The following is a 17,800-nucleotide window of genomic DNA, read 5'->3' on the forward strand; positions in this document are numbered from 1 at the left end:
ATAGTTAGAGCGGCACTGATGGCATCGCAAAGCAAATGGCTTCCCTCGAGCGCATCAGCCGACGGCTTGCGCCTGCTCACCTCGCGCGGACTGCGTGGATTCGCCGACGGCGCGGTGAGCGTGCTTCTGCCGAGCTATCTCACCGCGATCGGATTCGGCTCGGCGCAAATTGGCGCGATCGTCTTCAGCACCTTGCTCGGCTCCGCGGCGCTCACGCTTTGGGTCGGCCTTCTGAGTCATCGCCTGGGACGGCGGCACGTGCTGCTCGCGTCCGCCGCGTTGATGTTTCTGACCGGGCTCGGATTCGCATTAGTGACGAGCTTCTGGCTTCTGCTCGTCGTTGCTTTCGTGGGAACGCTGAATCCATCGGTGGGGGACGTCAGCCTGTTCCTGCCGATCGAGCAATCGTCGCTCGCAGAAAGCGTCGTCAGGTCTGATCTCACTTCGATGTTCGCCGTTTACAATGTCGCCGGCGCCTTCGCTGGCGCTCTGGGAGCGCTCGCGAGCGGATTGCCTGTCGCGGCCGCACCCTCACTGGGATGGACCTCGGCCGGGGCGCAGCGCACAGGCTTTTTTGTTTACAGTGCAATCGCGATTGTAGCCGGCGTCGTGTATTGGCGTCTCTCGCCCGCCGTCGAGGGCGACAACGAGGCGGCCAAGGCGGCGCCGCTGGCCAAGTCGCGGCGCGTCGTTATTCAACTCTCAGCGCTTTTCAGTATCGATGCGTTCGGCGGCGGATTTGTAGTGCAATCACTCCTCGCACTGTGGCTGTTTCGCCGCTTCAACATGTCGGTTGCGACCGCAGGAACATTCTTCTTCGTAGCGGGTCTGCTCGGTTCTCTTTCGCAATTCGTTTCAGCGCGGCTCGCGGCGCGCTTCGGCCGAATCAACACGATGGTCTTCACGCATCTGCCGGCGAGCCTCTTCCTGATTCTTGCCGCGATGATGCCGAATGCGAAACTCGCGATCGCATTTCTGCTGTTGCGCTCCGCCGTATCCTCGATGGACGTGCCTGCCCGCCAGTCGTACGTGATGGCGGTCGTGCCGCCCGAGGAGCGCGCCGCGGCGGCCAGCGTCACCAACGTACCGCGCAGTCTGGCGTCGGCGTTCGCGCCATTACCGTCGGGCCTGATGCTCGAATACTCGACCTTCGGATGGCCGCTGGTCTGCTGCGGCGCGCTCAAGGCGCTGTATGACATTTTGCTATTGATTCAGTTCCGCGCTCATCGCGCGCCGGATGAGTAATGCTCGATCACATATGGAGTCGCCCACACCTTGCGCGGCTGATACGCTTTCCCGATGACTTCTAGTTCCTCAGCCACCAGACAAGCGACGAGTTTGTTAATTCTAGTATTACTGTCGATCGCATCTGCGCTCGCGTTCGCGGCGGACTCGACGTGCGGTCCGTTTGGTGACGCGCCGGCGCAGATTCAGACGGGACTATGGCCGAGCCTGGTTGTTAATCACGGGCTGCGATGTTTCGGCGGCGAGAAACTCGGTCCCTGGCTCGATTCCGACGGCACGCAGCGCTACGCCTGTCTCTACGATTACGTATCATCGCAGAGTAACGACGCTTATCCACTCGTCGTTTTTGTGCACGGCTCACTGGCGAATGCGGATTCCACGATCGCAACGGGATTAATCCCGAAGTCCAAGTCGACGAATCTTGGAACATCACATCCGGGTTTTGTCCTGCTGGCGCCGGAGGGCCGCGAGACCACGCACTACTATACGGCGCCCGACGACAGAGGGATGGGGTGGGACAACTGGTATCGGCAGTTCAGTCGCGGGGATGTTATCGCAAACGGCACTACCTACAAGGAGAACGTTGACGCGGCGGCGATCGATCATTTCATCCAGCAGGTTGAGGCATCGCGCAAGATCGATCGAAATCGAATATATATGACGGGATGGTCCAATGGCGCCGCGATGGCGTTGCTCTACGCTCTGAATCGTCGGAATATTGCCGCGGCCGCCGTTTACTCGGCGCCTGATCCATTCTCAGCCTTCGACGACGCCTGCCCGCAAACGCCAGTAGCGGGGGCGCCGGCCAGCACCAAAGAAATCTCACTGACTAATCCAAAAGTGCCTATCATGCACGTCCGCAACAGCTGTGACATCGGCGGCATCTGTCCCAACGGCCTGAAATTCGTCTCGCAAATCAAGGCACTGGGTAATCAGATTGACGATATCATAGTTAACCCGGAGGGAATCCGGGTTCAGCAATGCGATCCGTTGTGTGGAACCAATCCCGATGGCGGCGGTGATATATCCACTTCGGGCTCGATGCTCGGGTTCAAGCATCACCTCGCATGGCCCAGAACCTGGAATGACAGGATGTTCGACTTCATGAAGAACCATCCGCTGCCTGCGGGACAATAGTCAAAAAATGGCGTGGCGGTTGTGAGGGGGAGAGCCATACCGCCACGCCGCGCCCTGGGGAGGAGGCGCAAGTGAAATTTCTAAGCTGCCAGACGCTCGCGCGACGGCGGCGCCATGAATTCGGGACCGACCGGGTCGAGTATCGACTCGCGCAGGAGGCGATCGATCTGCCGCAGCGCTTCGTGACTGAGCGACCAGCCCATCGCGCGGCTGATTGGTGCGAGCTGTTCCGGACGCCGTGCGCCCCAGAGCGCAACTGACACGCCGGATTGATCGAGCACCCATCGGAGCGCGAGCTCGATCACATGCTTGACGAATTTCTCGTTGGCAAAGAGGTCGAGGCGCTCGACAGTCTGCAAATATTGCGCGTAACGCTCGCCCTGGAACTTTGGATCCGTTTTACGCAGATCATCACCGTCGAATACGGTGTCGATTCGCATCCGGCCGCTGAGCAAGCCGCGGCAGATCGATCCGTAAACGACAGTTGAGATTCCGTTCCGTAGACAATAGGGCAGAATCTGCTTTTCGATATCGCGCTCGAACAGGTTGTACGGAGGCTGCAAGGTATGAATCGGCGCGACCGATCGAAAACGTTCCATCTGTGCAGATGAAAAGTTACTAACGCCAATCGCGCGGATTTTGCCCTGCTTGAACAGCTCGAGCATCGCGCCCGCCGTTTCTTCAATCGGAGTTTCAGGGTCGGGCCAATGCACCTGATATATATCGATATAGTCAGTGTGCAGGCGCTTGAGCGATGCGTCGATCTCAGTGAAAATTCGCGCGCGCGATGCGTTGCGAAAAGGTTGGTCGCCGTTCCAGTCGAGACCAACCTTGGTGGCGATCACGACACGTTCGCGCAAACCGCCTTCGAGAGCTTTGCCGACGATTTCCTCAGAGCGGCCGAAGCCATATACGGGAGCAGTATCGATTAGTGTGATTCCGCTATTGATCGCGGTGTGAATAGTCTCGATCGATTCCCTTTCGTTGCTGCCGCCCCACATCCAACCGCCGATCGCCCAGGTGCCGAGTCCAACTCGCGATACCTCGAGGCTCGTTCCCTGAATCTTTATCGTTTCCATGATAGTCAGATGCATTTGCGGTACTAGCGGTTTCGCGTGCTAGAGATTGCTCGACTTCTGGCTGACCGGCTGGACTGCTTCGCCGTCACGAACCGCTTGTCCGACGCTCATTGCGACCAGGTCACCGTCGTGGATATCGCCGTTTACCGCAACCTCGAGCCCATCGTCGTGGCCGAGCCTGACGTCGACGAGGCGCATCTTGCTACTGCGAACGATCGGCAAATAGACTTTGCCGTCACGAAATACCAGCGCATCGTCGGGAGCAACCAGCGCTCCGGCCGTCGATGCGGTCTGAAGATGCAGGTTGCCATACATTCCGGGCAGAAGCTTCAGATCGCGATTAGGCAAATCTACTTCGACAAGCATCGTCCGCGAGCCTTCGTCGAGTGCCGACGGGTGTCGCGTCACCGTGCCGTCAAAGCCGACCCCGGGATACTCGGCGACGATCACCGAAGCCTTGTCGCCATCATGCACCAGCGGTGCGATCGTTTGGGGGACATTCGCATAAATGCGCAGCGGTTGGAGCGTTGCCAGCGAAACGATCGGCGTGTTGCTGGCGAAGGTCGATGGCGACGTCGATTGCGGAATCAACGCGCCCTGGTCGAAAAACCTGGCCGTGACGACGCCGTCGAATTGCGATCTGACTATTTCATAACTCTGTAGCGCCAGCATCTGCTCGTACGCGGCCTTCGTCTGAAGCATCGCGGCGTGGGAGTCATCGGCGATCTGCTGTGCGATTACGCCTTGCTGGACCAGGGTTTGATTGCGGCGATCGGTGACCTCCTGATACCAGTAGGCGGCTTTGGCGTCGGCAACTTGCTTGTCGAGCTCAGGCGATTCGAGCACCGCGATAATTTCGCCGTTCCTGACGCGGTCGCCCTTGTCCACGTAGATCTTCTTCATATATCCGGCGACCTTGGCGTAAATCGAAGTCTCAACATAACCACGAATAGTCACTGGAATGTCGTAATCGCCTCCCGTCGTCGAACGATGAATCGGCTCGACAAGGACGTGGGGTCCGAGGGCAACCGCGGCGGCCAATTGACCGGTCTGATGTTGCAGGCGGAGCTGAGTTGCCAGTACGATTCCGCCCGACGCGACGAATGCGAGCAGAACTCCAATCGCACAGACGGCGATGAAGCGTTTGCGATTCTTACGTGTCTCAGTTGTTTTTGGAACAACAATTTCGGATGCCATCTAACTACTCCCTACTCACGCACCCGGCATCGCGATTGCCGCGATCTTTGCGTCGCGCTGATGCTTGCCGACCAGACTGCGGCTGAAGATTGAGTAAATTGCCGGGACGACGAACAAAGTCATGAGCGTTGCGGCAAGCAGACCGCCGATGACGGCACGGCCCAGGGGTGCGTTCTGCTCGCTGCCTTCACCGATCGCGAGCGCCATCGGCAGCATTCCAAGGATCATCGCGAGCGCCGTCATTATGATCGGGCGAAAGCGGATGCGCCCGGCCTCAATGGCGCTGGTAACAGGGCTATGACCCTCCTCGCGCATCTCATTGGCAAAGGTGATTAGCAAATTGCCATTGGCGACGCCGACTCCAACCGCCATGATCGTGCCCATCAGCGATTCGACGTTGATCGTCGTTCCCGTCAGCACCAGCATCCAGAGCACGCCGGCGAGTGCGCCCGGAATAGCCATTGTGATGATGAACGGTTCGAGCCAGGACTGAAAATTCGCCGCCATGAGCAGATAAACAAGTATAATCGCGAGCACGATACCGAAGCTCAGGGTGCGGAACGAGCTGCGCATGGCCTGGCTCTGCCCGCGAATCGTGATAACGGTGCCGGGTGGTAGCTTACCCAGGCCATCGATGGCTGTTTGCACCGCGTCGGTCGCACTGCCCAGATCGCGACCCGAGACCGCGCAGTTCAGATCGATGACTCGCTGAACTGAGTAATGCTCCACGACCGAAGGATCAACATCGTGATGAATGTTAGCGACATTCAATAGCAACTGTGCGGAGCCTATGGGATTGTTTATTGCTCCTGGCGTGAGAGGTGTATTAGCGAGCGCATCGACGGAATCGACCAGATGATAGGGCGATTGCGTGATAACGTCGTAATTGACGCCGTTCTTTGGGTCGAGCCAGAAGTTTGGTTGGAGCAGCGTCGCACCGCTGAGGGTCGCCAATAGACTCGACGCCACCTGTTGTTCCGTTACCCCGACCTCGAGTGCCTTGGTGCGATCGACATCGACCTTGAAGGCCGGATAGTCGAGCGGTTCGGCGATTCGCAAATCGACTAGCCCTGGAACGCGACTCAGTTTGTTTTGCAGGCGCGAGGCGAATTCGTAGTCGGAGTTCAGATCATTTCCCGATACCTGAACATCGATCATCGCGGAAAGGCCGAAGTTTAGAACTTCGCTCACAATGTCGGCGGCCTGAAAGTAGCCTTGGACTTCGGGGTAGTCAGTCGAGAGCATCGCGCGAATCTTGTCTTCATACGATGCAGTCGGATGATGCTTGGGCCTTAGTTGAATGAGAATGTCGGCGTCCTGCGCCGCGACGCTGTCGGTCTGGTAGAAGGCAAGATCGTATGAAATCGGCAGGCCGATGTTGTCGCTGACACTTTCGAGCTCGTCGGGCGGAATGATTTGTCGAATTGAGCGTTCGATTGAATCGTCGATCTGCTCGCTGCGTTCGATGCGAGTGCCGATGGGTGAGCGGACGTGAAGGCGCATCATGCCCGCGTCGACGCGGGGAAAGAAATCCTGCCCGACGACGGCGAAAAGGGGCAGCGAAGCGATGATCAGGAGCGCTGCGGCGCTGAGGCCAATCGCACGATTGGCGACGAAGATCGTGAGGAGGCTGGCGTAAGCCTCGCGCAGGCGCTCGAAACGCGCTTCGAAGCCGCGCAGGAATTTGCCGGCGAAGGTATTCGGGTCGGGCTCCTGGTGCTGCTCGGGCAGAATGTAGGAGGCCATCGTCGGCACGAGAGTTCGCGACAGCAAGTATGACGTCAGCATCGCGAAGACGACGGCCAGCGCGAGGGGGGTGAAAAGAAAACGCGCGACGCCGGTCAGCAGGACCACGGGGAAGAAGACGATGCAGATGGAGAGGGTTCCAACCAGCGTCGGCGTGGCTATTTGATGTGCGCCGTCGAGAATCGCGACGAGCAGCGGCTTGTGCATCGCGTGGTTGCGATGGATGTTTTCAACTTCGACCGTGGCATCGTCAACGAGCATCCCGACCGCGAGCGCGATTCCGCCGAGGGTCATGGTGTTGATCGTTTGACCCATGAGATTGAGGCAAATGATCGAGGTCAAGATCGAAAGCGGGATCGAAGTGATGACGATCAGCATGCTGCGCGCGGAGCCGATGAAAACCAGCACCATCACCGCGACGAGGAACGCCGCAATCAGCGCTTCGCGCAGCACCTCGTAAAGGGCAGCGCGCACGAAGGTCGATTGATCGAACGTAAGATCGACTTTCAGGCCTGCGGGCGCGGTGGCGCGGATGAAGGGCAGACGCTCCTTGACGGCATTGACGACCGCCATCGTCGAGGCGTCGGCATGCTTGATCACCATCAGGTAGGTCGCGGGTTTGCCGTCGATGCGCACGACGTTTTCCTGCGGCTGATGCGTATCCGTTACCGAGGCGACATCGCCCAGAAACACCGGCGCGCCGTTGACGACCTTTACCGGCAGATGGTTGAAATCGCGCACCGTCGGCGGACTCATGTTCACATCGACGTCGTATTCGAAGTGGCCCATGCGCGCGGTGCCCGACGGGATGATGACGTTCGAGGTCGCGAGCGAGTTGCCGATGTCGTTGGCGGATACGTTGTTGGCGTAGAGCTGGGTCGGATCGATATTGACCATCACGGCGCGCTGCACACCGCCCAGCGGGGCCGGCGACGAGAAACCGGGAATCGTGAAGAGCTGCAGGCGCAGGAAGTTGAACGCGTAGTCGAAAAGCTGCGGCACTGACAACGTGTCACTCGAAATATTGAGCTGCGCGACGGGAACGTTGGCCGCGTTGTATGAAATGATGTTCGGCGGCTCGATGCCGCGCGGCAGCGTGGTCAGGATCGTTTCGGAGACCGCGTTGACCTGCGCGATAGCGCTGGCGATGTCGGCGCCGGGCTGGAAGTACACTTTCAGCATCCCGATGCCGAGCATCGATTCGGATTCGATGTGCTCGATGCCGTTAACGGTGGTCGAGTAGGCGCGCTCGCTGATGATGACAACGCGCCGCTCCATGTCGAGCGCTGCCAGACCCGGGTAGTTCCATACCACCAGCACGACCGGGACGTTGATGGCGGGAAAGATGTCGATGTTCATCATCGAGAACGACAGCGTGCCGAGCACGAGCATCAACAGCGCCATGACGGCGACGGAAATGGGACGGCGAAGCGCGAGTCTGACGATCCACATGACGAGTGTTCATATGATGAAGCACTCGCGCGACAAGTTTCAGATTTGCGACAGCGAAGATGGGCGAAGAATGCGCACGGCGCGCCGCTTATTAGGCGCGCCCTGCGGGTGGATTAGTTGCGGTTGATTGCTGCGCCGAAAATGTTCGCGCCCGTCAGGATTTATCGCTACTCGATGCCGTAGCGGCGGCGCTTGCGCCATAGCGTTGTGACGTTGATGCCCAAAACCTCGGCAGCCTCTTCCAGCGTCGCACTCTCGCCGAGGACGCGCCCGATATGCTCGCGCTCGACCTCCTCGAGGCTCGCGGAATGCGGAATTCGCGCGATCGCCTCGGACGCATCGCGGAAGAGCGAGTCGGGCAGATCGTCCGGGGCGATTTCCTCGCCACGGGTCAGGACTGCGGCGCGCTCGATCGCGTTGCGCAGCTCGCGCACGTTGCCGGGCCATCGATAACGCATAAGCGCGGCCGATGCGCCCTGCGAAAGCTTCAGCGCCGGACGCTGATTGCGCATGCTGGCGGCAGACAGAAGCCATTCCGCGAGCGGCAGGATGTCTTCGCGACGTTCGCGCAGCGCAGGCATGCGTAGCGTGATGACATTGAGGCGATAGAAAAGATCCTCGCGGAAGTGGCGCGCGCCGACCTCGGCTTCGAGATCGCGATTGGTCGCGGCGATGATGCGGGTATCGACGCGGATGGTCTGCTCGCCGCCGACGCGCTCGAATTGCTGTTCCTGGACGAAGCGCAGGAACTTGGTTTGCAGCCGCGCCGAGAGGTCCGCGATTTCATCGAGAAACGCGGTGCCGCGATCGGCGGCCTCGAGCCGGCCCGGCTTGTCTTTCACGGCGCCGGTGAATGAGCCGCGCATGTGGCCAAAGAGCTCGCTTTCAAGCAGCTCCTCGGAAAGTGTCGTGCAGTTAACGACGACGAACGGTTGGTCACGCCGCGGACTCCAGCGATGCATCTGGCGCGCGAGCATGTTCTTGCCGGTGCCGCTTTCACCCGTCAGCAGGATCGTTGCGTCGCTGACAGCGGCCTGGCGCGCGGTCTCGAGCAGCCGCATCATGGCCGGGCTTTTGGACTCGAGCATCGGCGCTTCTTCGATCGTGTTGCGCAGCGCGCGATTCTCGGCGCGCAGCCCCTGCATCTGCAGCGCGCGTTCGACGGTGTGCTGAATCTGCTCGAGGGTGAACGGCTTGGTGACGTAGTCGTAAGCGCCGGCTTTCATCGCCGCGACGGCGCTTTCAACGGTCGCGTACGCCGTCATCAGGATCACGAGGGTTTCGGGATAGCGCTTTTTGATGTCGCGCAGCAGGTCGAGGCCCGTCATCTCGGCCATGCGGAAATCGGTGAGCACAAGGTCGAACGTTTTGTCATTGAGAAGTTTGAGCGCGTCAGTGCCCGAATCGACGGCGCTCACATCATGTGAGAGCGATTCGAAGAATGTCGCCAGATTGCGGCGGATGTTCTTCTCGTCATCAACGATAAGCAGGCGAGCCATTACGCCTCCATGGCCTCGGGCAGCTCGACAATAAAGCGGCTGCCATGGCCGTTGTTACTTTCAACATAAATGCGCCCGCCGTGGGCTTCGACGATGTCCTTGACGATGGCGAGGCCGAGGCCGGCGGAGCCGCGCTCGATATCGTTGGCGCCGTATTGCGCGAAGCGCTCGAAAATGTAGTCGCGCAGTTCGGGCGCGATACCGGGGCCCGAATCGGCGACCTCGAGCCGCGCGACGTTATCGCCCGGGCGCGCGATCACTTCGATCGTGCCGCCCTCCGGCGTGTAGCGCAGCGCGTTGCCGATAAGATTGGCGATGACCCAGGAGAGCTTCACCGGATCGCCAACGATCTCCGGTGTGCGTTCGATCTTCGCCGCCAAATTGACGTGCTTTTCGTCAGCCTGGATTCCGAAGCGATGCACCGCGTCTTCGGCGATGCGCGCGACGTCGAGGCGCTGACGCTGCACGGAGATCGAAGGAATCTCGCCGCGCGCCAGGTTGAGCAGGTTGTCGGTGAGCTGGCGCATCCGCGTGCATTCCTCGAGGATCGCGTGCAGCAGCTCACGTTGCTTGGGCGTGAAGGCTTCTTCATCGCGGCGTAACAGCTCCGCCGAGAGCGCGAGCGAGGTCAGCGGGGTGCGCAGCTCATGCGACAACGTCGCCACGAGGTTGGTGCGCGCACGATCCTGATCGCGCAGGTAAGTGACATCCTGGAGAATCAGCAGGGTGCCGAGGGTGCGGCCGTCGGACTCGCGCAGCGGCACCGGTTTGAGCACATAAGAATGATCGCGGCCGCGCACGTGAAGCTGCACTTCGATTCGCTGCTCGAGCGGGCCCGATTTGCGCAGCGTGCGCAACGCGTCGCGAACCCGGATGTAGTGCGGATGGTTGCTGCTCAGATCGTCGAAGGGACTGCCGAGCGCCTCGCCCGGCTCGAGTCCCAAGATGAGCGAGGCGATCTCGTTGATGTGCGCGACGATACCGGCGGAGTCGATCAGCACGACGCCGTCTTCGAGGCTCTCGATAATCGCCTCGGTCTTGCTCTTCTCGTAAACGAGGCGCTCGACGTTGAGTTTGTCGTATTGCTCGAGCCGCTCGGCCATCTGGTTGAACTCGCGCGCGACGGCTTCGAGCTCGGCGAGGTTCTGCGGCCCAAGGCGCACCTGGGTTTTGCGCTGGCTGACGCCGCGCAGCCGATCGGCCAGCTCGCTGAGCGGCTTTGAGAGCCGATAGCCGAGCAGCCAGGCGACAGCCGCGCCGAAAAGCAGCACCGCGACGAGGCCGCTGGTGTACTCGTATGCGAGGCGGCGGCTGATCTTTGCGGAGCGGCTGTCGGCGCGGAACATCGCGGCCTTGTTCATCTGGATCAGGTCGTTGATCTTCTCGCGCAGCTGGTCGAACTGAACGTCATGGCGCGCGGCCGGCGGATCGTCGGCGACCTGTGTGAAGAGTTTCTCGGCGCGCGATTGAATTTCATGCGCGAGCTCGGGCTCCCCGATCTCGGTGTAGTCATGGTTCTCGATGTCCATGTACTGCATGAATTCTTTCTGCGCGTCGGGTAGCTCAGCGCGACCATCGTTGTCGCGCTCGGCGAGCTGCAGGCGCGTGAGGGCCGCGTGCATGTGCTGCGCGGCATCGATGCTGACGTAGTTGCGATACAGCGTGTTGCGGATCGCGCCGCCCAGCGAATAGAGGCGCGGCAGCGTGTAGATTCCCAGCAACACCACCAGCGCCAGCATGATCAGGGTACCGTTGCGAATCCGGGTTCTCAGCGACGGCGGGCTCATTGCGCTTCCTCCGGCTCGAAGGTCGACAGGAATTCGATGTCGATATCGAGCGCTTGCTTGACGAGCTGCATCGGCACGTCGCGCCCCAGCATCCGCTTCCAGAGCGGCTGCTGAGTGCGGCCGACGATAATCTTGGTAACGTTCTTGTCGCGGGCGAAATCGAGCAGGGCCTTGGTGACGTCCTCGGCCTTGAGCCAAACGGTCTCGGCGCCGAGGTCGCCGGCGAGATTGATATTGTCGAGCAGCGCGACGAAGTCGCCGGTGCTGATTTTCTTGACCGATTCGCGCGGCGTCTCGACGTGGACGGCGTACCAGTCGGCGCCGAGCTGAGTCGCGACGCGCGCCGCCTTGCGCAGGAGCTTGCCGGTGTCGCTCGCGTTGGACGAGATGCCGACCATGATCCGATCGTGGACCTGGGGGCGGCGGCCGCCCTCGCGCTTTATCGCCTCTGCGCCCTCGCGTTGACGATTGAGGCTGCGCGCGGTCTCGCGCAGCGCGAGCTCGCGCAATGAGGTCAAGTTGCCGGGTTGAAAAAAGTTGCGCAGTGCCTGCTCGATCTGCGATTGCGGATAGATCTTGCCTTCGCGCAGCCGCTCGCGCAGCGCCTCAACGGTAACATCGACGTTGACGACCTGGTCGGCGCGCGACATGAACGAATCGGGCACGGTCTCACGGACCTCGATGCCGGTGACCTGCTTCATCAGGGGGTTGAGGCTTTCGACGTGCTGGATGTTCATCGCGGTGATGACGTTGATGCCTGCCGCCAGCAGGTCTTCGACATCCTGGTAGCGCTTTTCGTGCTTGGATCCCGCGACGTTGCTGTGCGCGAGCTCGTCGACGATCGCGAATTCGGGATTGCGCGCGATGATCGCGTCGACGTCCATCTCGTCGATCGTCACGCCGCGATAGTTGATCTTCTTGCGCGGGACGATTTCGAGGTCACCGACGCGCGCAACCGTGTCGGCGCGATTGTGCGTTTCGACCAGGCCGATAACGACGTCGTGGCCGCGGTCGCGGAGCTGATGGGCCTCCTCGAGCATCCGGAAGGTCTTGCCGACGCCAGCGGCGGCGCCGATATAAATCCTGAGTTTGCCCTTCTGCGGATTTGGTTCGAGGTCGAGGAACGATTCCGGAAGCGGGCGGCGCTCTTCCTTCATTCAAGGCTCCGCTGCGGAGCACGCGCGGCGAGGTCGTGCGAGGTTCGCCGCTGTGCGCATCGCTTTATGCAGCGTTGATTTGAGGAGCGACGGTTCCATTAGAAGCGCCGATGCTGCCAGCAGGAAGTATCCCACTGGCAGCATCGTCCCGCGAGGGGTGTAAAGGGCCGCCTTATTGAGCGGCGCGCGCGGTTTGAGCGGGCGAATGAGCTTCGGCGGCCGCCTTCGGCGCGGCGCTCATCGCGTCGAGCGCCAGGTTCAGATCGAGAACGTTAACCGCGGGTTCGCCCAGGATACCGGCCCAGCGACCTGTAGTGTTCTGCTCGACGAGCTGGCGCACGGAATCAGGGCTGAGGCCGCGAGTACGCGCGACGCGATCGATCTGAAGGTCCGCCGACGCCGGACTGATATCAGGATCAAGGCCGCTGCCCGACGCCGTCACCATATCGACCGGAACCTTCGATGCGGGCACGCCGCCTTCAGCCTCGATCGTATCCTTGAGGCGTTTCTGCACCGTGTCGATCAGAGTCTTGTTGGTCGGTCCCAGGTTCGAGCCGCCCGAATTGCTCGCGTCATATCCGTTGCCCGCGGCCGAAGGGCGCGAATGAAAGTACTTGCTCGAGCTGAAGTTCTGACCGATAACCTCCGCACCAACCACGGTGCCGTCGCGCGTGATCAAAGTGCCGTTGGCTTCATGCGGGAACAGCACGTGCGCGATCACAACCATCACGAGCGGATAGACGAGGCCCAGCAGAATCGTCAGCACAATCGTCATTCGAACCGAAATCCAGAAAGCACGCATCGCAATATCTCCTAGGCAAGCCTCAGCGCGACCACCACGAGGTCGATGAGCTTGATGCCGATGAAGGGAATGATCACGCCGCCCACGCCGTAGATGAGCAGGTTGCGGGTGAGGATCGAGGCCGCGCCGAGCGGGCGATATTGCACGCCGCGCAGCGCGAGCGGAATCAGCGCAATGATAATGAGCGCGTTGAAAATGACCGCCGACAGGATCGCGCTCTGCGGATTGGCCAGATGCATGATGTTGAGCGCTTGCAGCTCGGGATAGCCGAGCACGAACATCGCGGGGATGATTGCGAAGTACTTGGCGACGTCGTTGGCGATCGAAAAGGTCGTCAGCGCGCCGCGCGTGATCAGGAGCTGCTTGCCGATCTCGACGACCTCCATGATCTTGGTTGGATTGGAATCGAGATCGATCATGTTGCCGGCTTCGCGCGCGGCCTGGGTGCCCGCGTTCATCGCGATTCCGACATCGGCCTGCGCAAGTGCCGGCGCGTCGTTGGTGCCGTCGCCGATCATCGCGACCAGCTTGCCTTGCTGCTGTTCTTCGCGGATGAGCCGGAGCTTGGTTTCGGGAGTCGCCTCGGCCTGGAATTCATCGACGCCCGACTCGTGCGCGATCGCGGCGGCGGTTAGCGGATTGTCGCCCGTGATCATCACGGTCTTGAGGCCCATCGCGCGCAGGCGCGCAAAGCGCTCGCGGATGCCTTCCTTGACGACGTCCTTCAGATGAATCACGCCCAGCACACGCGACTTGTCGGCGACGACCAGCGGCGTGCCGCCGCTGTGCGCGATCCGCTCGACGATTCCGGCGAGCTCGGGCGGAGGCGTGCCGCCGTTCTCCTTGACGAAGGTCACGACCTGCTCGGTCGCGCCCTTGCGGATCTGGCGGCCATTGAGGTTCACGCCGCTCATGCGGGTCTGGGCCGAGAACGGGATGAACTCGGCCTCGCGATCGGCGAGCTCGCGGCCGCGGATATTGAACTCGCGCTTGGCCAGCGCCGTGATCGAGCGGCCCTCGGGAGTTTCGTCGGCGAGCGACGCGAGTTGCGCGGCGTCCGCGAGTTCTTCAACCGCAACTTCGAGGACCGGGATGAACTCGGTCGCCATGCGGTTGCCGAGCGTGATCGTTCCGGTCTTGTCGAGCAGAAGCGTGTCGACGTCGCCGGCCGCCTCGACCGCGCGACCTGACATCGCCAGCACGTTGTGTTGCACCAGGCGATCCATGCCGGCGATTCCGATTGCGCTGAGCAGGCCACCGATTGTCGTCGGAATCAGGCATACCAGCAGGGCGACCAGCACCGGCAGCGAGAGGACCGTGCCGCCGTACTTGGCGAACGGGAACAGGCTCACGCACACCAGCATGAAGACGATAGTGAGGCCGGCGAGCAGGATGCTCAGCGCGATTTCGTTGGGGGTCTTCTGACGTGCTGCGCCTTCGACCAGCGAAATCATGCGATCGAGGAAGGTCTCGCCGGGGTTGGCGGTGATCCGGACTTTGATCCAGTCCGAGATGACGGTGGTGCCGCCGGTGACCGCGCTGCGATCGCCGCCGCTCTCGCGAATGACGGGAGCGGATTCGCCCGTGATTGCCGCTTCGTTGACCGCCGCGACGCCTTCGATGACTTCGCCATCGCCGGGAATCACGTCGCCGGCTTCGACCATCACGACATTGCCACGGCGCAGTTGAGGCGCGGCAACGACCGTCGTTTTACCGTCGTCGCCGACCAGCTTGGCCATCGTCTCAGTGCGCGTCTTGCGCAGGTTGTCGGCCTGCGCCTTGCCACGTCCTTCAGCCATCGCTTCGGCGAAGTTTGCGAACAGGACCGTGAACCACAGCCAGATAGCGATCTGAAATTCGAACCCGGCATACTGCCGCTCTCCAGCGGCGAACATGTCGTGGAGGAGAATGATCGAGACCGCGAGCGCAGTGACCTCGACCACGAACATGACGGGGTTGCGGAGTTGGATGCGTGGGTCGAGCTTTTTGAGCGAATCGACCAGCGCAACGCGAACGATGTCGCCATTCCAAAGTGAAGGTGCTTTACGATCAGCCATCGAAGTAACTTCCGTTTTTCCTAGTAGAGATGTCCGGCGCGCATCGCGAGCTCTTCGACAATCGGTCCCAGCGCATCGGCCGGGAAGAAGGTCAGAGCGGCGACGATCATGATCACGCCGACCAGCAGCACGACGAAGATAAAACCCGTAGTCGGAAAAGTTCCGGCGCTCACCGGGACGGCTTTCTTGCCGACCAGTGAACCGGCCATCGCGAGCACCGGGATTTTCATCATGAAGCGCCCGAACAGCATCACGAATCCCAGCGTCCAGTTGTAGAATTGCGAGTTCGCGTTGAGGCCGGCGAAGGCCGAGCCGTTATTGGCCGAGGCCTCGGTGTAGGCGTAAAGAATCTGCGAGAATCCGTGCGGTCCCGGGTTGGAGATTCCGGCGAGGCCGGCCTTGCTCACGATTGCGACGCCTGCGGGGAGCAGGATGACTGCGGGGAAGATCAGGATGAAGAGCATCGCGAGTTTCATTTCGCGGCCTTCGATCTTCTTACCCAGGTATTCCGGTGTACGCCCGACCATCAGGCCCGCGATGAACACCGACAGCACCGCCATCACGAGCATCCCGTAGAGGCCCGAGCCGACGCCGCCGAAGATAATTTCGCCGATCTGCATGTTGAGCAGCGGCACGAATCCGCCGAGCGGCGTGTAGCTGTCGTGCATCGAGTTGACGGCGCCGCAGGAGGTGTCAGTGGTGACGGTCGCCCACAGCGCGGAATCGACGATGCCGAAGCGGACCTCCTTGCCCTCCATGTTGCCGCCGCTCTGCGTGGCGGTCGGGGCCTGGTCGATGCCCATCGCGGCGAACTGCGGGTTGCCTCTCTGCTCGCACCAGGTTGCGACGAAGGCGCCGACGATAAACAGGAACGCCATCGCTCCGAACAGAACCCAGCCCTGGCGCCGATCCCCTGCCATCTTGCCGAAGGTATGAGTCAGCCCGGCGCCGATGGCGAAGATTGCGACCAATTCGATGATGTCGGTGAGGGGCGTTGGATTTTCGAACGGGTGCGCCGAATTGGCGTTGAAGAAGCCACCGCCGTTGGTGCCGAGCTCCTTGATCACTTCCTGGGACGCAACCGGCCCCTGCGCAATCACCTGCTCGACGCCTTCGAGTGTCTTGGCGTGGGTATAAGGATGGAGATTCTGCGGCACTCCCTGCCAGACCAGAACCAGAGTCAATACGATCGAAATCGGAAGCAGAACCCAGAGGATGGTGCGGGTCAGGTCGTACCAGAAGTTGCCGAGGGTTTGCGAACTCTTGCGGACGAAGCCGCGGATGACGGCGATTGCCACCGCGATACCTGCGGCCGCCGAGACGAAGTTGTGAAAAGCCAGCCCGGCCATCTGGGTCAGGTAGCTCATCGTGGTCTCGCCGCCGTAGGCCTGCCAGTTCGTGTTAGTGGTGAAACTGGCTGCGGTGTTAAAGGCGAGATCTGAGGCCACCGCACTGAGACCTTGCGGATTGAACGGCAATAGCCCCTGCAAACGCTCGATCGCGTACAGCAAGAGCATCCCGACAAAGGCGAACAAGAGCATCGAGATTGTATATTCCTGCCAGGTCATCTCAACGCCGGGTTTCACTCCGGTGGTGCGATAGATGAACCTCTCGATTGGCAGAAGGACAGGATCCAAAAACGTATGCTGGCCGCTGAAGACTCGCGCCATATACAGTCCCAGCGGGACGCTGACGGCGGTTACCAGCAGCAGGAAAAAGCCGATCTGAACAAGTGCATTCGATGTCATCTGAGTCTTCCGTCAGAACTTCTCAGGCCGAAGCATCGCGTAGACCAGGTAGACAGTCAGCGCGATAGCGCAAACGAGACCGAGGGTCATTTCGAGGTTCATAGTTTTTCACATCCTCGTACGTAGGCGATTGAGATCGCAAAAAACACGACAGTTGCCAGAATTGCGATTACATCAAGCATGATGGACCCCGTTGAGCACTATCCGTACCAGTGAATAATACATTGGATTTCATTCACGTTTTTTTGCGCCGGGGCTGCCGCACTACTAATTGCATCGTGCATCCGATGCATTTGGCATCGAGGTAGTCTCTAAAAGCTGTGTATCCGAAGGGAACAACGAACTACATTTAGTTGCAATACTGCAATCAGGAATGTTGCGGAGATATTAGCGACTAAACTGAGAGCGGGTCAGAGCGACGGGCGAATGTCGGGCCGTCGTTCCTGCGTAGCGCGGCGATCGACCAATGCAAGCCGCGGTGACGGGCGGTGAACACGCACCGGCAGGTGATGCAGAATGTCGAGACTCGGACAGGGTCCGGCGCCGAAGCTCGCCAGACGCTCGGTAGCCTGATGCTCAGGCAGCGGAGCCAGATCGTGATCGACGGCGCTGATCACGCCGCGGCGACCATCGTTGACGACGAAAGTCCATTTGCATCGGAGGCACAGGTAGACGTAGCGATGGGGTTTGAGCAACCCGGGCAAGCGCCCCAGGGACTTCACGACGTACTCATGCCGATGCTCGCTCGGATGGCTGAGCATTCGGTCGTGGAGGGGGGCCAGACGAGCGTCGCGTCGATCGCGAGCACTCCGGCGCCGCTGAAGCAGTTGCAGCATCGGCCGCTATCAGCAGCGGGCGTGCCACGGAAAAAGGCCGCGAAAATGCTCGAATTTT

12 protein-coding genes are annotated in these 17,800 nt (G+C 60.8%); 2 read left to right on the forward strand and 10 right to left on the reverse strand.

The window, feature by feature from the left end; genetic code table 11:
* Positions 1 to 18: 18 nt before the first annotated feature.
* Positions 19 to 1,245, forward strand: a complete 1,227-nt coding sequence (locus tag VMA09_03560; GenBank protein ID HUA32652.1) for an MFS transporter — start codon at positions 19 to 21, stop codon at positions 1,243 to 1,245.
* Positions 1,246 to 1,338: 93 nt separating this feature from the next.
* Positions 1,339 to 2,382 (forward strand): PHB depolymerase family esterase, encoded by a 1,044-nt coding sequence (locus VMA09_03565; GenBank protein HUA32653.1) that lies wholly within the window; start codon positions 1,339 to 1,341, stop codon positions 2,380 to 2,382.
* A gap of 80 nt (positions 2,383 to 2,462) precedes the next feature.
* Here VMA09_03565 and VMA09_03570 read toward each other — a convergent pair whose 3' ends face one another.
* From VMA09_03570 to VMA09_03615, 10 genes are all read right to left on the reverse strand, one after another.
* Positions 2,463 to 3,476 (reverse strand): aldo/keto reductase, encoded by a 1,014-nt coding sequence (locus VMA09_03570; protein ID HUA32654.1) that lies wholly within the window; start codon positions 3,474 to 3,476, stop codon positions 2,463 to 2,465.
* A 24-nt stretch (positions 3,477 to 3,500) separates the two neighbouring features.
* The gene (locus VMA09_03575) at positions 3,501 to 4,658 is read right to left on the reverse strand and encodes an efflux RND transporter periplasmic adaptor subunit (protein ID HUA32655.1); all 1,158 of its coding nucleotides are present in this window, start codon (positions 4,656 to 4,658) and stop codon (positions 3,501 to 3,503) included.
* A gap of 15 nt (positions 4,659 to 4,673) precedes the next feature.
* Positions 4,674 to 7,856, reverse strand: coding sequence for an efflux RND transporter permease subunit (locus VMA09_03580; GenBank protein HUA32656.1), 3,183 nt, complete (start codon positions 7,854 to 7,856; stop codon positions 4,674 to 4,676).
* Positions 7,857 to 8,023: 167 nt separating this feature from the next.
* Positions 8,024 to 9,355: a sigma-54 dependent transcriptional regulator gene (locus VMA09_03585; GenBank protein ID HUA32657.1), complete on the reverse strand. Its 1,332-nt coding sequence runs from the start codon at positions 9,353 to 9,355 to the stop codon at positions 8,024 to 8,026.
* A complete protein-coding gene (locus tag VMA09_03590) occupies positions 9,355 to 11,142 on the reverse strand; it encodes an ATP-binding protein (GenBank protein ID HUA32658.1) in 1,788 nt (595 codons plus the stop codon). The genes VMA09_03585 and VMA09_03590 overlap by 1 nt, the downstream gene beginning before the upstream one ends.
* Positions 11,139 to 12,299, reverse strand: coding sequence for a universal stress protein (locus VMA09_03595; protein HUA32659.1), 1,161 nt, complete (start codon positions 12,297 to 12,299; stop codon positions 11,139 to 11,141). Before VMA09_03595 ends, VMA09_03590 begins: the two co-directional genes overlap by 4 nt.
* 172 nt (positions 12,300 to 12,471) lie before the next feature.
* Positions 12,472 to 13,101: a potassium-transporting ATPase subunit KdpC gene (kdpC, locus tag VMA09_03600; GenBank protein HUA32660.1), complete on the reverse strand. Its 630-nt coding sequence runs from the start codon at positions 13,099 to 13,101 to the stop codon at positions 12,472 to 12,474.
* Between the two features lie 11 nt (positions 13,102 to 13,112).
* Positions 13,113 to 15,158, reverse strand: a complete 2,046-nt coding sequence (gene kdpB / locus VMA09_03605) for a potassium-transporting ATPase subunit KdpB (GenBank protein HUA32661.1) — start codon at positions 15,156 to 15,158, stop codon at positions 13,113 to 13,115.
* A 20-nt stretch (positions 15,159 to 15,178) separates the two neighbouring features.
* Positions 15,179 to 16,906 carry a potassium-transporting ATPase subunit KdpA gene (gene kdpA / locus VMA09_03610; GenBank protein ID HUA32662.1) on the reverse strand — a complete coding sequence of 576 codons (1,728 nt, stop codon included), beginning with the start codon at positions 16,904 to 16,906 and terminating at the stop codon, positions 15,179 to 15,181.
* 410 nt (positions 16,907 to 17,316) lie between these two features.
* A complete protein-coding gene (locus VMA09_03615) occupies positions 17,317 to 17,667 on the reverse strand; it encodes a hypothetical protein (protein ID HUA32663.1) in 351 nt (116 codons plus the stop codon).
* Positions 17,668 to 17,800: the final 133 nt, after the last annotated feature.

This window comes from Candidatus Binataceae bacterium (assembly GCA_035508495.1).
GTDB lineage: Bacteria > Desulfobacterota > Binatia > Binatales > Binataceae > JASHPB01.

Excerpts from the sequence above, each read along its gene's own strand:
- VMA09_03585 (HUA32657.1), bottom strand. The coding sequence starts at position 9,355 with ATGGCTCGCCTGCTTATCGTTGATGACGAGAAGAACATCCGCCGCAAT.
- VMA09_03595 (HUA32659.1), bottom strand. The coding sequence starts at position 12,299 with ATGAAGGAAGAGCGCCGCCCGCTTCCGGAATCGTTCCTCGACCTCGAA.
- VMA09_03590 (HUA32658.1), bottom strand. The coding sequence starts at position 11,142 with ATGAGCCCGCCGTCGCTGAGAACCCGGATTCGCAACGGTACCCTGATC.
- kdpB (HUA32661.1), bottom strand. The coding sequence starts at position 15,158 with ATGGCTGATCGTAAAGCACCTTCACTTTGGAATGGCGACATCGTTCGC.
- VMA09_03580 (HUA32656.1), bottom strand. The coding sequence starts at position 7,856 with ATGTGGATCGTCAGACTCGCGCTTCGCCGTCCCATTTCCGTCGCCGTC.
- VMA09_03570 (HUA32654.1), bottom strand. The coding sequence starts at position 3,476 with ATGCATCTGACTATCATGGAAACGATAAAGATTCAGGGAACGAGCCTC.
- VMA09_03575 (HUA32655.1), bottom strand. The coding sequence starts at position 4,658 with ATGGCATCCGAAATTGTTGTTCCAAAAACAACTGAGACACGTAAGAAT.
- kdpC (HUA32660.1), bottom strand. The coding sequence starts at position 13,101 with ATGCGTGCTTTCTGGATTTCGGTTCGAATGACGATTGTGCTGACGATT.
- kdpA (HUA32662.1), bottom strand. The coding sequence starts at position 16,906 with ATGACATCGAATGCACTTGTTCAGATCGGCTTTTTCCTGCTGCTGGTA.
- VMA09_03615 (HUA32663.1), bottom strand. The coding sequence starts at position 17,667 with ATGCTCAGCCATCCGAGCGAGCATCGGCATGAGTACGTCGTGAAGTCC.
- VMA09_03560 (HUA32652.1), top strand. The coding sequence starts at position 19 with ATGGCATCGCAAAGCAAATGGCTTCCCTCGAGCGCATCAGCCGACGGC.